The sequence below is a fragment of the Blastococcus mobilis genome (assembly GCF_900188025.1).
GTDB classification, from domain to species: domain Bacteria; phylum Actinomycetota; class Actinomycetes; order Mycobacteriales; family Geodermatophilaceae; genus Blastococcus_B; species Blastococcus_B mobilis.
In genome coordinates this window covers 150,037-167,445 of record NZ_FZNO01000005.1, presented here as the reverse complement: position 1 = coordinate 167,445, position 17,409 = coordinate 150,037, and the positions used below count along the sequence as shown (strand labels likewise).

Sequence of the window (17,409 nt, the reverse complement as noted above, 5' to 3'; positions counted from 1 at the left end):
TCATGGCCGAGCTCGCACGCTCGCTCGGGCAAATGAGAGCCTACGGGGGACGGTTCGGCGGCCGGGGCGGGGAACTACGGCCGACGGCCGGGCGGGGAGCCGGCGGCCTGCTGGCGCTCGAAGGCCAGGCGCAGTCCGTGCACGGTCAGGTCGGGCTCCCGCTCGCCGATGGAGCGGCAGCTGTCGACCACGAGCGGAGCCAGTCCGCCGGTGGCGACGACGACCGGTGCCGCACCGAACTGGGCGACGATCTCGGCCGCGATCCGGCCCACCAGCCCGTCGACCAGCCCGGCGAAGCCGAGGACCAGGCCCGACTGCAGTGCCGCCACCGTGTTCTTGCCGATGGCCTGGGGCGGCACGGTCAGCTCCACCGAGCGCAGCTGGGCCGCGCGCGTGGCCAGCGCCTCCAGGCTGACCTCCACGCCGGGCGCCAGCGCACCGCCCAGGAACTGCCCGTCCGGGCCGACGGCGTCGACGTTGGTCGACGTCCCGAAGTCGACGACGACGACCGGCCGGCCGCGTCCGTCGGGCCAGCGACCGAACAGCTCGTGCGCGGCCAGGGCCGTGACCACACGGTCGGCGCCGACCTCGCGCGGGTTGTCCACGTGCAATGGGACGCCGGTGCGCACGCCGGGCCCGATGAGGACGACGGGAACCTCGAGGGAGTCCAGGAGCTGACGCAGCGCCGGCAGGAGCGCGGGGACGGTCGAGCACGCGGCGACACCGGTGACCTCGGTGTCCCGCAGCAGGCCGCGCCAGAGCATCTGCAGTTCGTCGGCGGTGGCCCGCGGCGACGTGGTGACCCGCCAGCACCCCACCCGCTCCTCGCCGTCGAAGGTCGCGAGGACGGTCTGGGTGTTGCCGACGTCGACGGTGAGCAGCACGGCTCAGCCCGCCGGCGACGCAGGGAGAGGGATCACCGTTCCACGACGTCGCCGCGCCGCTGACCCTGCACGCCCGGAGACGGCGCGGCCGGGTCGCCACCCAGCTCGACGATGCGGTTGGCAGCGTCGACGTGGACGACCCGCGGGAGGTAGCTCTTCGCCTCGGTCTCGTCCATGACGCCGTAGCTGATCAGGATCACGAGGTCGCCCGGGTGCACGAGGTGGGCCGCGGCACCGTTGATGCCGATGACCCCGCTGCCCCGCTCCCCCGGGATGACGTAGGTCTCCAGCCGGGCGCCGTTGGTGACGTCGACGATCGCGACCTGCTCGCCGGGGAGCAGGTCGGCGGCGTCGAGGAGGTCCTCGTCGATGGTCACCGAGCCCACGTAGTGCAGGTCGGCCTGGGTGACCGTCGCACGGTGGATCTTGGACTTGAGCATCGTGCGCATCATCGAGGGTCTCCCAGGGTCACGGCGATGTTGTCGAGGAGTCGAGTGGTGCCGGCGCGGGCAGCGACCAGCAGGCGGGCCGGGCCGGCTGCCGGTGCCGGCCCGAGCGCGGGATCGGTGAGTGCGAGGTAGTCCTGGACCAGCGCCGGCTCGGCATCGAGCACCGTCCGGGCCGCGGTCAGGACGGCGGTCGCGCCCTCCGGACCGGCGGCGGCGCCCGAGCGCAGTGCCGCCGAGATCGTGACGGCGGCCGACCGCTGCTCCGGCGAGAGGTAGCGGTTGCGGCTGGAGAGCGCCAGTCCGTCGTCCTCGCGGACGGTCGGTACGCCGACGACGTCCACACCCAGCGCCAGCTCCCGCGCCATGGCGCGGATGAGGGTGAGCTGCTGGTAGTCCTTCTCGCCGAAGACCGCCAGGTCGGGCCGCACGAGGCCGAACAGCTTGGCGACGACGGTGAGCACGCCGGCGAAGTGACCGGGGCGGATCGCGCCCTCCAGCACCGAGCCGAGGGGACCCGGGTCGACGGTCACCCCCGCCGCACCCGGCGGGTAGACCTCGTCCACGGGTGGGTGGAACACCACATCCGCGCCCTCGTCCGCCAGCGCCGCGAGGTCGGCGTCCCAGGTGCGCGGATATCGGTCGAAGTCCTCGCCGGGCCCGAACTGGGTCGGGTTCACGAAGACCGAGACGACGACGGTGGCCGCCCGTTCCCGAGCCGCGCGGACCAGCGTGCGGTGCCCCTCGTGCAGCGCGCCCATGGTCGGGACCAGCGCGACCGGCCCGGGGAGCCCGTCGCGCACGCGCCGCAGGTCGACGACGGTCTCGACGATCGCCGGGGCGGCGGGGCGGGACGCAGACACGGCCGGGCTCGGCGTCCCGGTCATCGTGAGCCCGCCGGCAGAAGGACCACGGTCAGCCCTCCGCTCGCTCGCTCGCGAGGGAACCCGGGACGTGGCCGGCGAGGAGGTCCAGCAGCGGCGCACCCTCGTGCCGCTTGAGCCGACCGGAGGCCAGCGCCCGCTCGGTGGTCCGCTGCGCCATGGCGACGTAGGCCGCGACCGACGCGGGTGCTCGTTCGGTGAGGGTCTCCAGGTGGTCGCGGACCGTGCCGGCGTCTCCCCGGCTCACCGGGCCCGTGAGGCCGCGGTCCCCGCGGCGCAGGCCGTTGTCCAGGGCCGCGGTCAGCAGGGGAGCCAGGACGCGGTCCGGATCGCCGATCCCCGCGGTCCGCAGCAGATCGGCGGCCTCGGCGACGAGGGTGACCAGGTGGTTGGCGCCGGTGACCAGGGCGGCGTGGTAGAGCCGCCGGTCGTCCTCGGCCACGAAGAACGGCTCGCCGCCCATCTCCAGGACGAGCGTCTCGGCGACGGCCCGGTGACCCTCGCGGCTGGTCACGCCGAAGGGTGCACCCGTCAGCCGGTCGGCGTCCTCGGGAGCGCCGGAGAAGGTCATCGCCGGGTGCAGCGCCAGCGGGAGGACACCCGCCCGCTCGGCGGGGGCGAGGACGTCCAGGCCGTGTGCGCCGGACGTGTGAAAGGTCAATTGGCCGGCTCGCCAGGCGCCGGTCTCGGCCAGACCGGCGACGAGACCGGGAAGCGTGTCGTCGGGAACGGCCAGCACGACCAGATCGGAGGCGGCGACCACCTCGTCGGCGGGAACGAGCGGGACACCGGGCAGCAGGCGTGCCGCGCGCTCGGCGGATGCCGCGGACAGGCCCGCGGCGGCGACCACGTCGTGGCCGGCGGCGGCGAGCGCGGCGCCCAGGACCGCGCCGACACGTCCCGCGCCGATGACGCCCACGCGCAGGCGAGCGGGAGCGGTGGCCGCCGGGTCCAACCCGGCAACACGGAAGGTCCTGCGGTGAGCAGGCATCTGTGCACCTCTCGTTCCAGTCCCTCGCGGGTACCGGACGTCGGTGGCGGCCCACGCCGTCATGGGTCGCCGGGGTCCTGCGGTGGTGCGGTCCTGCCGGTGGCGTCGTCCCGCTGCAACCGGATGTGTCGCGCGCGTTGATCGCCGAAGGCGAGTGTGTGACCGCTTCGCGCGGCCCGCAATGCCTGGGCGATGTGTCCTGGCTCACCTGTGACCACGGGGTACCCGTACGGGTGGCATCGCCGCAGCCCTAGCGTGAGCGACCGGAGAACCGACCGAGGGAGAACAGCGTGGGCACGATGGACGGACGGACCGCACTGGTCACCGGTGGCAGCCGGGGTATCGGCCTGGCGATCGCGCAGAGCCTGGTCGACCGGGGGGCACGCGTGGTGGTCACCGCCCGCAAGCCCGACGCGCTGGCCGAGGCGGTGGCACAGCTCGGCGGCCCGGACGTCGCCGTCGCGGTCGCCGGCCACGCCGGGGACGCCGCCCACCGGGCCGAAGCGGTACGCACCGCGGTCGACGCCTTCGGCAGCCTCGACATGCTGGTCGGCAACGTCGGCGTGAACCCGGTCTACGGGCCGATGGTCGACCTGGACCTGGACGCCTTCCGCAAGATCCTCGACACCAACGTGGTGTCCTCGCTCGGACTCGTCCAGGAGGCGTGGCAGGCCTGGATGGCCGAGCACGGCGGCTCGATCCTGTTCGTCGCCTCGGTCGCCGGGCTGCGGTCCTCGGAGAACATCGGCGCCTACGGCGTCAGCAAGGCCGCGATGATCAACCTGACCACCCAACTGGCCGTCGAGCTCGGGCCCACGGTCCGGGTGAACGCCGTGGCCCCCGCCGTGGTGAAGACCCGGTTCGCCGAGGCGCTCTACGAGGGCCGGGAGGCCGAGGTGGCCGCGGAGTACCCGGTCGGCCGGCTGGGGACGCCCGAGGACGTCGGCGAGGCAGCCGCCTACCTGCTGGGCGACGGCGCCGCCTGGGTCACCGGTCAGACGCTGGTGCTCGACGGTGGACGGCTCTCGCGCGGCCGCTGATGGCCTCCTTGCAGGGGCCCGCCGCGAGCCTGCGAGCGGTGGGGGGCAAGGAGGTCCTTTTCAGTCGTTCCCGAGCACCCGGGCGAGGACGTCGTCGGCCTCGTCGTCGTCCCGGTAGCGCCGCCTCCGGCGGCCGCCGGTCGCCGGGCTGACGCCGTTCTCCGCCAGGATGTCGGCCAACCGCTTCTCCCGCGCGGGCGGGCCGGACCGCTCGGCCTGGTCGTCCTCCCGGACGGCGACCCGATGACTCCCGCGGTCGCCGATGCGGATGGGCGGGTGCGGCGACACGGCGGGGCGCTGGGTGGTGGGGGCCGCGGCCGGATCCGCCGACGCCTCGTCGCCGCGCCGACGGCGCGGCGGGACCTCCGGACGGAACGATGTCGGCTCGGCGTCGATCAGCGAACGCGCGGCCAGCCACTCCAGCGGCGAGGGCGGAGGTTCCGGTGCCGGGGTCGGCACGACCGGTGGTGCTGCGACCGGGCTGTTCGCCGGCGGCGCGCCGCCGCGCGAGCGGTCCGACGGCGGTGCGAGGACGAATGCCGCAGTCCGCGGCACCGGCTCGGCCGCACCGTGGGCCTGCTGCCCGGCGGTGTCGACGTCCGCCGTCGCCGACTCCCACGAGGCGGTCGCGGGCGTGTCCGCCGGCGGCGTCGAGAGGCTCTCCCGTGCGGCGGTCGCGGGCGTCTCCCGGCGCAACGGGGCGGACCCGGACTCCCAGCTCGGCCGCCACGACGGCTCGGGCGAGGGCTGGAACGGGGGTCGGGGCGACGCCACCGGCGAGGCCGGCGGCACCGGCGGTCGCGCGGCGGCACGCTCCACTCGCACCTGGTCGAACTGCCGGGTCTCACGCGGCTCGTCGAGCCGCACGGCCGGCCACCCGCCGGTCAGTTCCCGCGGAGGAACGTCGTCGGCCCAGCGCCGGGCGGCGTCCAGCGTCCGGCCGGGAGCGTCGTTCGCTTCGGACGTCAGCCGGCTGGCCTGCGTGCGCATGACGATGCGCTCGACGAGCATCTCGCTGGACAGCTGCTCGGTGAGCTCGGCCCGCAGCCTGCCCATGTCGGCACGCAACTCCGCGAGCTGCCCGAGCTCCTGGCGCAGCGAGGTGAGCGCGGCGACGTCGTCGCGGAGCGCGGCGACCTGCGCCACCTCGTCCCGCAGGGAGGAGAGCGTCCCGATGTCGGAACGCAGGTCGGCGAGCCGCGCGAGCTCGTCGCGCAGCCCGCTCGCGCCGGCGAGGTCCGCCCGCAGCGCGTCGAGCTCGGCGCGCATGGCCTCCTCGGCCTCGCGGCGCAGCTCGGTCTCGAGCTCCAGCTCGTACTCGCGGCGGGCGGCGACCTCCCGCTCCAGCTCGAACTCGTAGGCCTGCCGGAGCTCGGCCTCGCGCGCCCGGGCGGCCACGCGGTCGGTGGACCGGCGGCCGGCGGCGAAGGTGGCGAGGACGAAGGCCCAGGCGACACCGACGACGGCCAGGCGCAGGAACTGCGGATCGTCGGTCAGGAACACCGCGAGGGTCGCGGCGATGGCGAGCGCGAAGCCGCCGACCTGGACCAGGGTCCGCTGATCCAGCACGACGCTACGAGGAGCGACCTCGTCCTCGCGCAGTGGCATGGCCCCAGCGTAACGGCGGACCGAGCCGCGCTACGCAGGGAAACGGCGTTGTGACCGAGCTGTCGCCGGCGCCGGCTGCGAGAGTGGGGGACGTGACCCTGAGCCTGCTCGGCTGGCGCCGCCAGGTGGCCGCGCTGTATGCGGCCGTGCGGGCCGCGGCCGACCCGGAGACCGGCTGGCGGACCTGGCGGGACGGCCGCGACGAGCTGTTCGCCGGCCATCCGGACTCCCCCCTGGACCGGTCCGCCCGGGCGGACTTCCGGGGGCTGCCCTACGCCGCCTACGACCCGGCGCTCCGGTTCGAGGTGGTGGCACTCCCGGCGGAGTCCCAGCGGCTCGAGGTGCCGACCGCCACCGACGGCGTCGTGCCGTTCGACCGGATCGGCGCCGTCGAGCTCGAGGGGATCGGCCGGCTGGATCTGTGGTGGCTGGGGAGCTACGGCGGCGGGCTCTTCCTGCCGCTCCGCGACGGCAGCGCCGGGACGTCCACCTACGGCGGCGGCCGCTATCTCCTCGACACCGTCAAGGGCGCCGACCTCGGCGGGGACGACGAGCGCTTGGTCGTCGACCTGAACTTCGCCTACCACCCCTCCTGCACCTACGACCCGCGCTGGTCGTGTCCGCTGGCGCCGGAGGGCAACCGGACCGCGGCACCGGTCGCCGCCGGGGAGCTGCTGCCCCCCGGCGGCTGGGAAAGGACCCCGTCCCCCTCACCCCTCGCAGGCTCGGGATGAGCCTCCGGACGGGGCCTACTGCTCGGCGAGGGCCGCGTCGGAGCTGAAGACCAGCCCGAGGGAGATCTCGCCCTGCTGGAGTGCGGCCTTGGTCAGCGGCCCGCCGGCGTCGAGCTCGCGGAAGCTGTCGAACTGCAGCCCGTAGGTCTCCTCGAGACCGGGCTGGCAGAAGGGCCGGGTCGGGCACTCGGTCGGTCCACCGAGGACGAGTGAGCCGTCGCCGCACGCCTCGGCGAGCTCGGAGAGCGTGCGGACGCCGAGCTCGTCGGCGAACGCCTGGGTCACCGCGAACGCGTTCTGGTCGGCCGCCTCGGACGGCTCCCCGAAGGTCAGGCCGACCTCCGCGGCCAGCGGTTCCAGCGCGGCGAGGGTCTCCTGCACGTCGCCACTGGCGACCGGCTCGGGGTTGGCCCCGTTGACGCGGGTGTTGAGCGCCTCGGTGACGGTGGCCAGGTACTCGGGCACGACCTGGATCTCGGTGCCCTCGACGAGCGCCGAGAGGTAGAGGTCGCGGTTGCCCACCTCGCGGGCGGAGGCGTCGAAGCCGGCGGCGCGCAGCACTTCGGCGTAGATGTTGGCGAGGATCGTGGACTCGGTGAAGTTGGCCCCACCCACGGCGATGGTGCCGCTTCCCTCCTCGAGGCCCTCCGTCACGCCACTCTCCTCCACCCAGGCGGCGGCGACGTCCTCGACGCTCTCGCGCTGGAGGTCCACCGCGGCGTTGAGCTCGATCAGTTCCTCGGTGGTCATCGCCTCGGAGACCGCGTCGAGCGCCGGGAGCAGGGCGGGGTTGGCCTGCGCCGTGGCCGTGGTGACGGCCGGGATGACGTTGTCGGCGTTCTGCAGGTTCTGGTCGTCCTCGAGGACGACGAGCTGGTCGCCCTCGACCGGGGCGCAGGCCTCGCCGGAGGCGTTCCCTCCCCCGCCGCTGCCGCTCCCGCTGCCGGAGGACCCGGACTCCCCGCAGCCGGCGGTGAGGGCCACCGCCAGCGCGAGAGGAGCAACGACCCGGATACGCGTGCGCATGCTGCCCGCCTTCTGTGTCCCGTGACCGCCCTGTCGCAGCCACGCGTGTCTGGCGGGAGACCTCCCGCGGGCCCATCGAACCGCCCCGTTGCGCGCGATGCAATCGGTGCCCCGCGCGCCGGGCGGGCAGGTCGGCGACGGATCAGAGGGGCACGCCGGCCGCCGTCGGCTCGGGACGGCCCACCGCGGTGCGCTGCCGGAACCGCGCCAGGGGTGACCGTCCCGGGCCGGGAGAGGCCGCCGAGGACAGGATGACCAGGGCCAGCTCGCTGAGCAGCGCGAGCGCCGCGATGAGGATCGCCCCGGCGATGATCTGGCCGTAGTCCTGCTGGCCGAAGCCGAGGTTCACGATCCGGCCGAGACCGCCACCGCCCACCAGCGCCGCCAGCCCCGTCGTCGCCACCACCTGCACGGCCGCCGTCCGGAGCCCGGTCATCACCAGCGGCAGCGCCAGCGGGAACTCCACCCGCCGCACCACCTGCCACCGGCTCATCCCCATGCCGACGGCCGCCTCCCGGACGTCGGGGTCGACGCCGCGGAACCCGACGTAGGTGTTGGTCAGGATCGGCGGGAAGGCGAAGACCGCGAGCGCGATCGTCGTGGCCCGGTTGCCGAACCCGATCGGGGTGACCGCGAACAGGGTGAGCAGTGCCAGGGTCGGGACGGCGCGGCTCACGTTGGACAGGACCACGACCGCGCCGCTCCCCCGCCCCGAGCTCGCCAGGGCGACGCCGAGCGGGACGGCGAGGACGAGGGCCGCGAGCACGGCGACGGCGGAGATGGCCAGGTGCTCACCGAGCAGGTCGAGGATGCCGTCCCGCCGCGTCCAGTTCAGCGGGTCGTTGAGGTAGACCAGCGCGTCGGCGAACCCGGTCACGACCGCACCGCCCGAGCCCAGGGGGTGAGCAGCCGCTGGACGCCGGCGAGCAGCACGTCGGCCACGAGGGCGAGCAGCACGCACGCGACCGAGCCCGTGACGATCTCGGCCCGGTAGAAGTTGGCGTTGAAGCCCCCGTAGATCAGCTGCCCGAGCCCGCCGTGGCCCACCAGCACACCCACCGTGGTGAGCGCGACGGTGGAGACGGTGGCGATCCGGAGACCGGCCATGAACGTGGGTAGCGCGAGCGGCAGGTCGATCTGGCAGAACTGCCGAGCCGCGCCGTACCCCATGCCGCGGGCCGCCTCCCGGACGTCGTCGGGCACGCTCTGCAGCCCGACGAGGAAGTTGCGGACGAGGATGACCAGCGAGTACGCGGTCAGGCCGATCAGCACCGTGGTCGCCGAGAGCCCGGTGAACGGGAAGACGAAGGCGAACATCGCCAGCGACGGGATGGTGTAGACCATCGTCGACAGGCCCAGCAGCGCCCCGCTGAGCAACCGGCTGCGGCGGCCGAGGAGCGCCAGCGGCAGCGCGATCGCCGCGCCGATCGCGACGGCACCGACCGTGAGCCGGACGTGCTCACCGAGGTAGCCCACAATGGTGTCCCAGTTGTCGGCCACGTAGGAACCGTCGAACCAGGGGTTCGGCGCCTCGTCCAGCGCGAGCGCCCGGCCCGGTCCCGCGCTCACCGGGCGCTCTCCAGGAAGGCCACCCCGTGGACGCTACTGCTCAGGCTCCCCGGCGGGCGAGCTCGCCCGCCGGGGCCTCCCGCGCCGCCGAGATCCGGCTGGAGGGGGTCAGCAAGGTCTTCGCCGACGGCACGGTGGGCGTCGCCGAGCTGGACCTCACGTTCGCCGCCGGCGAGCTCACGGTGCTGGTCGGGCCCTCCGGGTGCGGCAAGACGACGACGATGAAGATGATAAATCGGCTCATCGAGCCGACCACCGGCCGCGTCCTCATCGACGGAGAGGACGTGACACGGGTCGAGCCCGAGCAGCTGCGCCGGCGGATCGGATACGTGATCCAGAGCATCGGGCTCTTCCCGCACCAGACGGTGCGCGCGAACGTCGGCACCGTCCCCCGCCTGCTCGGCTGGGACCGGCAGCGGATCCGGGACCGGGTGGACGAGCTCCTGGTCACCGTGGGGCTCGACCCGGCGGCGCACGGCGACCGCTACCCCGCCCAGCTCTCCGGCGGGCAACGCCAGCGGGCCGGCGTCGCCAGGGCACTGGCGGCCGACCCCGCCGTGCTCCTGGTCGACGAGCCGTTCTCCGCCGTCGACCCGGTCGTGCGCGAGCGCCTGCAGACGGAGTTCCTGCGGCTGCAGGAGACCGTTCGCAAGACCATCGTGTTCGTCACCCACGACATCGAGGAGGCCGTGCGCATCGGCGACCGGATCGCCGTGATGAGCCAGGGCGGCCACGTGGAGCAGTACGCCACCCCGGCGGAGCTGCTCGGCCGTCCGGCGAACGACTTCGTGGCCGACTTCGTGGGTGCCGACCGCGGGCTCAAGCGGCTGGCCGTCACCGGCATCGACGCGGCCGACCTCGAGCAGCCCCCGGTGGTGCAGGTGGCCGACCGCCTGGCCGACGCCCGGGCCGCGTTGGAGCGGACCGGTGCCCGCTGGGCGGTCGTCCTGGACGACGCCGGCCGTCTGCACGGGTGGCTGTCGGCCGACCGCGCCACCGGGCCGGGCGCCGTCGGCACTGCGGCCCGGCGCATGGAGGCCTGGGTCCCGAAGAACGCCTCGCTCAAGACCGCCTTCGCCACGATGCTGCAGCTGGAGGCCGGCTGGGTCGCCGTCCTCGACGACGACCGCTTCCTCGGCGTCCTCACCCCGGAGTCGTTGCACTCCGCCCTGCGCCGCTCGGTGGAGGGCAGGGTGCCGGAGACCGCCGGCGCCGTGTGATCTGTCGTCCTCCGGACGACACCGCGGCCCGAAGCCGTGCCCCGGTACCACCGAGCCGCCGCCCACGTCCTCGGCGCCGCGCCGGGTCCACGACCCTCGTCAGGCCGAGACGCCCAGGTGCGGATCGTCGTCGGTCGAGCTCGGCGGCACCCGGCACGCGGACTCCAGCCACAGCGCCGCGACCACGAGGCCCGCAGAGCTCACGATGCCGATCAGCGCGGCCACCGTGTCACCGCCGGCGGCCTGGAGGCGGCCGACGGCCGGCCCCACGTGGGCGAGCACGCCGGTCCACACGCCGGCGAAGACGGCACCGACGTAGGCGCTGGCCTGGGCCAGGACGGCGAGGCGGGCGACCAGCATCGGCTCCACCGGTCGGACGGGGACGTCGCGGGAGGTGGCGGCCGCCGCCCCCGGGCGGGTGCGGGCCTCGCGCAGCCCGTCCAGCCGGGCCTTCAGCGTCCGGGCGCCCAACGCCTCGGCGACGGCGAGGACCGCCAGCGGCGCCGGCAGCCACCAGTCGAGGGGCGGCAGCTCGCCGTACAGGGCGCGGACGAGCAGCCACGCGGCCAGTGCGAAGCCGACCGCGAGGATCCCCAGGTCGCGACGACGGACGGGACTCAATGCAGGTGGTCCCAGCGGACGACCGCGGCGACGTCCTCGGGCGGGAGTGCGGCGACGAGATCGGCCACCCGTCCGTGCCCGGGAAGGACCGCGCCGGGATCCAGGGTCAGCCACGGCACCAGCACGAAGGCCCGCTCGTGCGCTCGCGGGTGGGGCAGCGTGAGCTGCGGATCGTGGGAGATCACCGGCGCGCCGTCGTCCCCGGTGACGACGATGACGTCCACGTCGAGGGTGCGCGGCCCGAACCGGACCTCGCGGGTACGGCCGGCGGCCTGCTCCAGCTCCGCGGCCCGTGCCAGCCAGCCCCGCGCGTCCCGCGGCCCCCGGACCACGACGACGGCGTTGAGGTAGGGCGGCTGCTCGACCGGCCCCCAGGGCGGCGTCTCGTACAGGGTGGAGCGGGCGACCAGGCCGTCGTCCTTGAGCGCGGTGATCGCGGCGCGCAGCGCGCCGGCCCGGTCCCCGACGTTGGCGCCGAGCGAGAGGACCGCGCGCGTCATGCGCGCTCCCGACGGATGCTGACGGTGACGTCGTCGAAAGGGACCCCGAGTTCGGCCTGGGGCTTGTGCACGGTGATCTCGACGGCGTCGACCATCGCGTGGGCCAGGCAGACGTCGGCGAGGCGCTGGGCCAGGGCCTCGAGCAGGTTCACCGGCTCACCGGCCAGGACGGCGTAGAGCTCGCGGGCCAGGTCGGCGTAGTTCACCGTCTTGCGGAGGTCGTCGCCGGCGGCCGCCGCCGAGGTGTCGAGCTCCAGGACGGCGTCGCAGCCGAACACCTGCCCCCGCTCGCGCTCGAAGGCATAGACGCCGTGGTGTCCCTGCGCCCGGAGTCCCCTGAGCACGATGCGGTCCGGGGTCGGGCGGGTGGGCGATCGGTCAGCCACGGCCGGCTCCCCGTGCACTACGGACGGCCTCGACGGTGCGGACGGCGTCGACCGAGGCGGCCGCGTCGTGCACGCGCACGCCCCACGCCCCGGCCTCCGCGGCGAGCACGGTGGTGGCCAGCGTCGCGGCGTCGCGGCCCTCCGCCGGGCGCGGTGCCCCGTCGGTGCCCGACAGCAGGCGGCCCAGGAACGACTTGCGCGAGGCGCCGACCAGCACCGGCAGACCGAGGCCGACCAGCCGGTCGAGCCCCGCCAGGAGGGCCCAGTTGTGGTCGGCGTTCTTCGCGAACCCGAGACCCGGGTCGAGCACGAGCTGCTCCGGGGCGACGCCGGCGGCGACGACGTCCTCCACGCGGGCCATGAGCTCGGCACAGACCTCGGTGACCACGTCGCCGTACCGCGCGGCCGCGTACATCTCCCGGCTGTGGCCGCGCCAGTGCATGAGCACCCACGGGATGCCGGTCGTGGCGACCAGCTTGGCCATGCCGTCATCGGCGAGCCCTCCGCTGACGTCGTTGATCAGCGTCGCGCCGGCGGCGATGGACGCCTCGGCCACCTCGGCCCGGGTCGTGTCCACGCTGGTGCGCACGCCTGCGGCGGTCAGCTCGCGGATGACCGGGAGGACCCGACGGCATTCCTCCTCGGCGTCGACCCGGTCGGCGCCGGGACGCGTGGACTCGCCCCCGACGTCGACGTAGTCCGCGCCCGCGGCGTGCATCGCCAGGCCGTGCGCGACGGCCGAGGCGGTGTCGGCGAAGCAGCCGCCGTCGGAGAAGGAGTCCGGGGTGACGTTCAGGACGCCCATGACCACGCAGCGGCCCGGGCGCGGGAGCGGGGTCACCTGCCCAGCACGAGGCTCATCGCCTCGCTCCGGGTCGCCGGGTTGTCGCGGAAGATCCCGCGCACGGCCGACGTCACGGTCGTGGAGCCGGGCTTGCGGATGCCCCGCATGGCCATGCAGAGGTGCTCGGCCTCGATGACGACGATGACGCCCTGCGGCTTGAGCACCTCGTAGAGCGACTCGGCGATCTGACGGGTCATCCGCTCCTGCACCTGAGGGCGACGGGCGTAGACCTCGACCAGTCGGGCGAGCTTGGACAGCCCGGTCACCCGCCCGTCGGCGCCCGGGATGTACCCGATGTGCGCCTGGCCGTGGAAGGGCACCAGGTGGTGCTCGCAGGTGGAGTACATCGGGATGTCCTTGACCAGGACGAGCTCGTCGTGGTCCTCGTCGAAGGTCGTCGCGAGGATCTCGTAGGGGTCCTGCCAGAGCCCGGCGAAGGTCTCCGCGTAGGCCCGCGCGACCCGTTCGGGAGTGCCCTGCAGCCCCGGCCGGTCGGGGTCCTCCCCGACCGCCAGGAGCAGCTCGCGCACCGCAGCGGCCGCCCGCGCCTCGTCGACTCCGCCAAGCGGCGCCAGAAGCTGGTCCTCCGGCTCGGCCGGGATCTCACTCATCGCTGAGCGGGCGCCCCCACGTCGCCCACCGGAGCGGCGTGCCCGTTCGCCGCACCGCCGTTCTGCGCGGCGAGCTCGGCCGGCGTGAGCACCGGCGGCTGGTCCGACGGTGTCCGCTTGCCGAACCCGTTGTAGGGGGCGAGCGAGGGACGCTTGGTGACCGGCGCGCAGATGCGGGCCATGTCCTCCTTGGAGAGGGTCTCCTTCTCCATCAGCTCGAGGACCAGCTGGTCGAGGACGTGCCGGTACTCGACCAGGATCTCCCAGGCCTCGTCGTGCGCGGCCTCGATCAGCGCACGGATCTCCGCGTCGATGTCGGCGGCCACGGCCTCGGAGTAGTCGGGGCGCGAGCCCATGTCGCGGCCCAAGAACGGCTCGGCGTCCGTGCTGCCGTACTTGACCGCGCCGAGCTTGGCGCTCATCCCGTACTGGGTCACCATCGATCGCGCCATCGACGTGGCCTTCTCGATGTCGTTTCCGGCGCCGGTGGTCGGCTCGTGGAAGACCAGCTCCTCGGCCGCGCGGCCGCCGAGGGCGTAGGCGAGGGTGTCGATCATCTCCGAGCGGGTCTGGGTGTACTTGTCCTCGGTCGGCAGCACGAGCGTGTGCCCGAGCGAGCGGCCGCGCGGCAGGATCGTGACCTTGTGCACCGGGTCGAGATTGGGCAGCGCGTGCGCCACGAGAGCGTGCCCGCCCTCGTGGTAGGCGGTCACCTTCTTCTCCTTCTCGCTCATCGCCCGCGTCTTGCGCTCAGGGCCGGCGATGACGCGGTCGATCGCCTCCTCGAGGGTCTCGTCGGTGACCAGCGACCCGTTGGTGCGGGCGGTGAGCAGCGCTGCCTCGTTCAGCACGTTGGCGAGGTCTGCACCGGTGAAGCCGGGGGTCCGGCGGGCCACGGTCTCCAGGTCGACATCGGGCGCGAGCGGCTTGCCCTTGGCGTGGACCGAGAGGATCGCCTTGCGGCCGAGCAGGTCGGGGCGGTCGACGGCGATCTGCCGGTCGAACCGACCGGGGCGAAGCAGCGCGGGGTCGAGGATGTCCGGCCGGTTGGTGGCGGCGATCATGATGACCCCGCCCTTGACGTCGAAGCCGTCCATCTCGACGAGCATCTGGTTCAGCGTCTGCTCGCGCTCGTCGTGGCCGCCGCCCATGCCGGCGCCGCGGTGCCGGCCGACGGCGTCGATCTCGTCGACGAAGATGATCGCCGGGGCGTTGGTCTTGGCCTGCTCGAACAGGTCGCGGACCCGGCTGGCGCCGACGCCGACGAACATCTCGACGAAGTCGGAGCCGGAGATCGAGAAGAACGGCACCCCGGCCTCCCCGGCCACCGCGCGGGCCAGCAGCGTCTTGCCGGTCCCGGGCGGGCCGAACAGCAGCACGCCCTTGGGAATCTTGGCGCCGACGGCCTGGAACTTGACCGGGTTCTGCAGGAAGTCCTTGATCTCGTGCAGTTCCTCGATGGCCTCGTCGGCACCGGCGACGTCGGCGAACGTCGTCTTCGGGGTGTCCTTGGTGACCTGCTTGGCCTTGGACTTGCCGAAGGCCATGACGCCGCGGCCGCCGCCCTGCATGGAGTTGAAGAGCCAGAACAGCAGCAGCAGGAGGATCAGGAACGGCAGGAAGCTGACCAGCAGGCTGACCAGGAGGCTCTGCTGGGTGACGTTGGTGTCGAACTGGACGGCGTCCGCCTCGCCCTGGCCGGTGACCAGGTCGTAGACGTCGTCGGCCGCACCGAGGGGGTAGGACGCGCTGATCTTGTCGCTGCCCTCGACCTCGTCCCGGACCTCGAGGTCGAGGGTCTGTTCCTTGTCGTTGATCGTGACGGATTCGACGTTGCCGTCCTCGAACTGGGCGAGCGCCACCGAGGTCGGGACCTCCTGGTAGCCGCCGTTCCCGCTGAACAGGGACGAGAACGTGAGGGCGACCAGGACGACGAGAACGACCCAGAACCACACGGAGCGGAAGATCTTCTTACGTTCCATACACCGATGCCGGGCGCCGGGTTACCGGCTGCCCGTCGACCCTCCTGATCGTCCGGGGACGCCGCGTGCGATCCGGGCGAGGACCCCGGCGCCGGGAGCAGCGTCGTCACGATCGACGGTACACCGGACAACCTGTGCATCAGCCGGACGTGAGCTGGGATGGCCCGGAGGAGTGGGGCCCGGAGGGTCGCCGACGACGGGCCAGGAACCGCGGCTCAGAAGTGGGGACGTGGCGGGGTCGCGGCACCGAGGCTCGCCGCTCCGCGAGATCGGCGCACCGAGCGGGGGCCGGAGGCTCCCCGAGGCGTGCCGAGCAGCGGCTCGGCGCACCAGGGGAACGCCTCCTGGCGGCGGTGTCGGCCCGGAGGGCCGACAAGAACTACTGATAGACCTCGGGCTTCAGCGTCCCGATGTAGGGCAGGTCCCGGTAGCGCTCGGCGTAGTCCAGGCCGTAACCGATGACGAACTCGTTGGGGATGTCGAACCCGATGTACTTCACCGGGACCTCCACCTTCACGGCGTCGGGCTTGCGCAGCAGGGCGCACACCTCGAGCGAGGCCGGGGACCGGCCGCCCAGGTTCTTCAGCAGCCAGGACAGGGTGAGCCCGGAGTCGATGATGTCCTCGAGCACGAGCACGTGCTTGCCGGTGATGTCCCGGTCGAGGTCCTTGAGGATGCGCACCACGCCGGAGGAGCTGGTCGCCGAGCCGTAGGACGAGACGGCCATGAACTCCATCTGCGTCGGGATCTGCAGCGCTCGGGCGAAGTCGCTCATGAACAGCACCGCGCCCTTGAGGACCCCGACGAGCAGGACCTCCTTGCCGGCGTAGTCGGCGGTGACCTGCGCGGCGAGCTCGGCGATCTTGTCCCGGATCTGCTCCTCGCTCAGCAGGACGTGGTCGATGTCCGGGCCGTAGCCGTGATCGGGACCGAGCGCCCCGGGAGCGCTGACGGCGTTGCTCACGCGCTCTCCTCGCTGGCGCTCGTCGGTCGCATCCGCGGGGCTGCCGTGCTCACTGGTGAGCTCGCACGCTCGCTCACTGAAGGCTCCTCGAAGTCCGGGGGTGTGTCGTCGGGACGGCCGGCCGGGTGGTCCGGGGCCCGCAGGGCCAGCCTGCCAGACGTCCGGACGACGCCTGCTCCGCCGGGTAGGTCGACCCGCCCCTGCCCCCGCCAGCGGACCAGGAGCGCGTCGACGGCCGCCAGGTGCACCGCCTGCAGGTCCGGGACCCCAGCGGCACGCAGCCAGCCGCGCAGCACCCGGCGGCGCAGGGCCGTGGGCAGGACGACGAGCCGATCGGCCGGGAGCCCGTCGGCGTCCGACAGGCCGGCGAGGTGACCGGCGGCCAGCGTGTCGAGCGCGTCGAGGTCGTCGCGCAGCAACGCGGCGGTCCGGGCCAGCGCCGGGGCCACCCCGCCGCCGAGGACCTCCTCGAGCAGCGGCAGCACCTCCGCCCGCAGCCGGACGCGGGTGTAGGCGGGATCGTCGTTCCACGGGTCGTCCCACACCGGCAGCTCCAGGGCCGCACAGGCGGCCCGGGTGGTCTCCCGCCGGACGCCGAGCAGCGGGCGCCACCAGGTCACTCCCCCGGCCGCCCGGTGCTCGATCATCCCGGCGACCGAGCGGGGACCGGACCCACGGCCGAGACCGAGCAGCACCGTCTCGGCCTGGTCGTCGAGCGTGTGCCCGAGCGCGACGCGGGCGCCCTGCTCCACCGCCACGGCGGTCAACGCGTCGTAGCGGGCGGCGCGGGCCGCGCCCTCGGGGCCGCCGGCCGCACCCACGTCCACCCCGACGACGGTGACGGGTCCGAGCCCGAGGTCGCGCAGCAGCGTGGCGGTGGCCGCCGCCCGCTCCGCGGACCCCGGCTGGAGGCCGTGGTCGACGGTCACGGCCCCGGCCGGCACGCCGGCCCGCGGGGCCTCGAAGGCGACGGCGGCAGCGAGGGCGAGGGAGTCCGCTCCCCCGCTGCAGGCGACGAGCACCGGCTGGGCGGAGGCCGTCAGGGCGGGGCGGACGGCGCCGCGCAGCTGCGCGACCGCCGGGGCGGGACCGGGCACCG

19 protein-coding genes are annotated in these 17,409 nt (G+C 74.0%); 3 read left to right on the top strand and 16 right to left on the bottom strand.

Translation table 11 applies throughout. The features are described from left to right. Positions 1–74: 74 nt before the first annotated feature. The 4 genes from CHB94_RS06585 to CHB94_RS06570 are packed head-to-tail and all read right to left on the bottom strand — an operon-like array spanning position 75 to position 3,205. Positions 75–884 (bottom strand): type III pantothenate kinase, encoded by an 810-nt coding sequence (locus tag CHB94_RS06585; RefSeq protein WP_089335773.1) that lies wholly within the window; start codon positions 882–884, stop codon positions 75–77. 32 nt (positions 885–916) lie between these two features. After that, positions 917–1,324 (bottom strand): aspartate 1-decarboxylase, encoded by a 408-nt coding sequence (gene panD / locus CHB94_RS06580; protein ID WP_303395980.1) that lies wholly within the window; start codon positions 1,322–1,324, stop codon positions 917–919. Positions 1,325–1,332: 8 nt separating this feature from the next. Then, entirely contained in the window at positions 1,333–2,193 is an 861-nt protein-coding gene (panC, locus tag CHB94_RS06575) for a pantoate--beta-alanine ligase (RefSeq protein ID WP_254920444.1), read from the bottom strand. A gap of 52 nt (positions 2,194–2,245) precedes the next feature. Beyond that, positions 2,246–3,205 carry a Rossmann-like and DUF2520 domain-containing protein gene (locus CHB94_RS06570; RefSeq protein WP_089335770.1) on the bottom strand — a complete coding sequence of 320 codons (960 nt, stop codon included), beginning with the start codon at positions 3,203–3,205 and terminating at the stop codon, positions 2,246–2,248. 299 nt (positions 3,206–3,504) lie between these two features. Here CHB94_RS06570 and CHB94_RS06565 point away from each other — a divergent pair, with 299 nt between their 5' ends. After that, positions 3,505–4,245 carry an SDR family oxidoreductase gene (locus tag CHB94_RS06565; RefSeq protein ID WP_089335829.1) on the top strand — a complete coding sequence of 247 codons (741 nt, stop codon included), beginning with the start codon at positions 3,505–3,507 and terminating at the stop codon, positions 4,243–4,245. A 60-nt stretch (positions 4,246–4,305) separates the two neighbouring features. Here CHB94_RS06565 and CHB94_RS06560 read toward each other — a convergent pair whose 3' ends face one another. Further along, positions 4,306–5,853 carry a DUF6779 domain-containing protein gene (locus tag CHB94_RS06560; protein ID WP_141137438.1) on the bottom strand — a complete coding sequence of 516 codons (1,548 nt, stop codon included), beginning with the start codon at positions 5,851–5,853 and terminating at the stop codon, positions 4,306–4,308. A 92-nt stretch (positions 5,854–5,945) separates the two neighbouring features. On the opposite strand from CHB94_RS06560, the gene CHB94_RS06555 reads away from it, so the two are divergent. Then, the gene (locus tag CHB94_RS06555) at positions 5,946–6,587 is read left to right on the top strand and encodes a DUF1684 domain-containing protein (protein WP_089335828.1); all 642 of its coding nucleotides are present in this window, start codon (positions 5,946–5,948) and stop codon (positions 6,585–6,587) included. A 15-nt stretch (positions 6,588–6,602) separates the two neighbouring features. On the opposite strand, the gene CHB94_RS06550 is transcribed toward CHB94_RS06555, so the two are convergent. From CHB94_RS06550 to CHB94_RS06540, 3 genes are all read right to left on the bottom strand, one after another. Next, positions 6,603–7,613 (bottom strand): glycine betaine ABC transporter substrate-binding protein, encoded by a 1,011-nt coding sequence (locus CHB94_RS06550; RefSeq protein WP_089335768.1) that lies wholly within the window; start codon positions 7,611–7,613, stop codon positions 6,603–6,605. 142 nt (positions 7,614–7,755) lie between these two features. After that, complete coding sequence (locus tag CHB94_RS06545; RefSeq protein WP_089335767.1) at positions 7,756–8,490, bottom strand: ABC transporter permease; 735 nt, start codon at positions 8,488–8,490, stop codon at positions 7,756–7,758. Then, entirely contained in the window at positions 8,487–9,182 is a 696-nt protein-coding gene (locus CHB94_RS06540) for an ABC transporter permease (protein ID WP_089335766.1), read from the bottom strand. Before CHB94_RS06540 ends, CHB94_RS06545 begins: the two co-directional genes overlap by 4 nt. Positions 9,183–9,208: 26 nt before the next feature. Between CHB94_RS06540 and CHB94_RS06535 the strand changes: the two genes are divergently transcribed. Further along, on the top strand, positions 9,209–10,402 hold the full coding sequence (locus tag CHB94_RS06535; protein ID WP_089335765.1) for an ABC transporter ATP-binding protein: 1,194 nt from the start codon (positions 9,209–9,211) through the stop codon (positions 10,400–10,402). A gap of 99 nt (positions 10,403–10,501) precedes the next feature. On the opposite strand, the gene CHB94_RS06530 is transcribed toward CHB94_RS06535, so the two are convergent. The 8 genes from CHB94_RS06530 to tilS form a co-directional block, all read right to left on the bottom strand. Beyond that, positions 10,502–11,023 (bottom strand): DUF3180 domain-containing protein, encoded by a 522-nt coding sequence (locus tag CHB94_RS06530; protein ID WP_176445442.1) that lies wholly within the window; start codon positions 11,021–11,023, stop codon positions 10,502–10,504. Continuing rightward, positions 11,020–11,523, bottom strand: coding sequence for a 2-amino-4-hydroxy-6-hydroxymethyldihydropteridine diphosphokinase (folK, locus tag CHB94_RS06525; RefSeq protein WP_089335764.1), 504 nt, complete (start codon positions 11,521–11,523; stop codon positions 11,020–11,022). The genes CHB94_RS06530 and folK overlap by 4 nt, the downstream gene beginning before the upstream one ends. Next, complete coding sequence (gene folB, locus CHB94_RS25615; protein ID WP_089335826.1) at positions 11,520–11,909, bottom strand: dihydroneopterin aldolase; 390 nt, start codon at positions 11,907–11,909, stop codon at positions 11,520–11,522. The genes folK and folB overlap by 4 nt, the downstream gene beginning before the upstream one ends. Further along, positions 11,902–12,750, bottom strand: a complete 849-nt coding sequence (folP, locus tag CHB94_RS25610) for a dihydropteroate synthase (RefSeq protein ID WP_254920443.1) — start codon at positions 12,748–12,750, stop codon at positions 11,902–11,904. Before folP ends, folB begins: the two co-directional genes overlap by 8 nt. Next, entirely contained in the window at positions 12,747–13,364 is a 618-nt protein-coding gene (gene folE, locus CHB94_RS06510) for a GTP cyclohydrolase I FolE (RefSeq protein ID WP_089335763.1), read from the bottom strand. The genes folP and folE overlap by 4 nt, the downstream gene beginning before the upstream one ends. Next, positions 13,361–15,346, bottom strand: a complete 1,986-nt coding sequence (gene ftsH, locus CHB94_RS06505) for an ATP-dependent zinc metalloprotease FtsH (protein WP_089335762.1) — start codon at positions 15,344–15,346, stop codon at positions 13,361–13,363. Before ftsH ends, folE begins: the two co-directional genes overlap by 4 nt. Positions 15,347–15,725: 379 nt before the next feature. Next, on the bottom strand, positions 15,726–16,310 hold the full coding sequence (gene hpt, locus CHB94_RS06500) for a hypoxanthine phosphoribosyltransferase (RefSeq protein WP_089335761.1): 585 nt from the start codon (positions 16,308–16,310) through the stop codon (positions 15,726–15,728). After that, the gene (tilS, locus tag CHB94_RS06495) at positions 16,307–17,407 is read right to left on the bottom strand and encodes a tRNA lysidine(34) synthetase TilS (RefSeq protein ID WP_089335760.1); all 1,101 of its coding nucleotides are present in this window, start codon (positions 17,405–17,407) and stop codon (positions 16,307–16,309) included. Before tilS ends, hpt begins: the two co-directional genes overlap by 4 nt. Between the last annotated feature and the right edge of the window lie 2 nt (positions 17,408–17,409).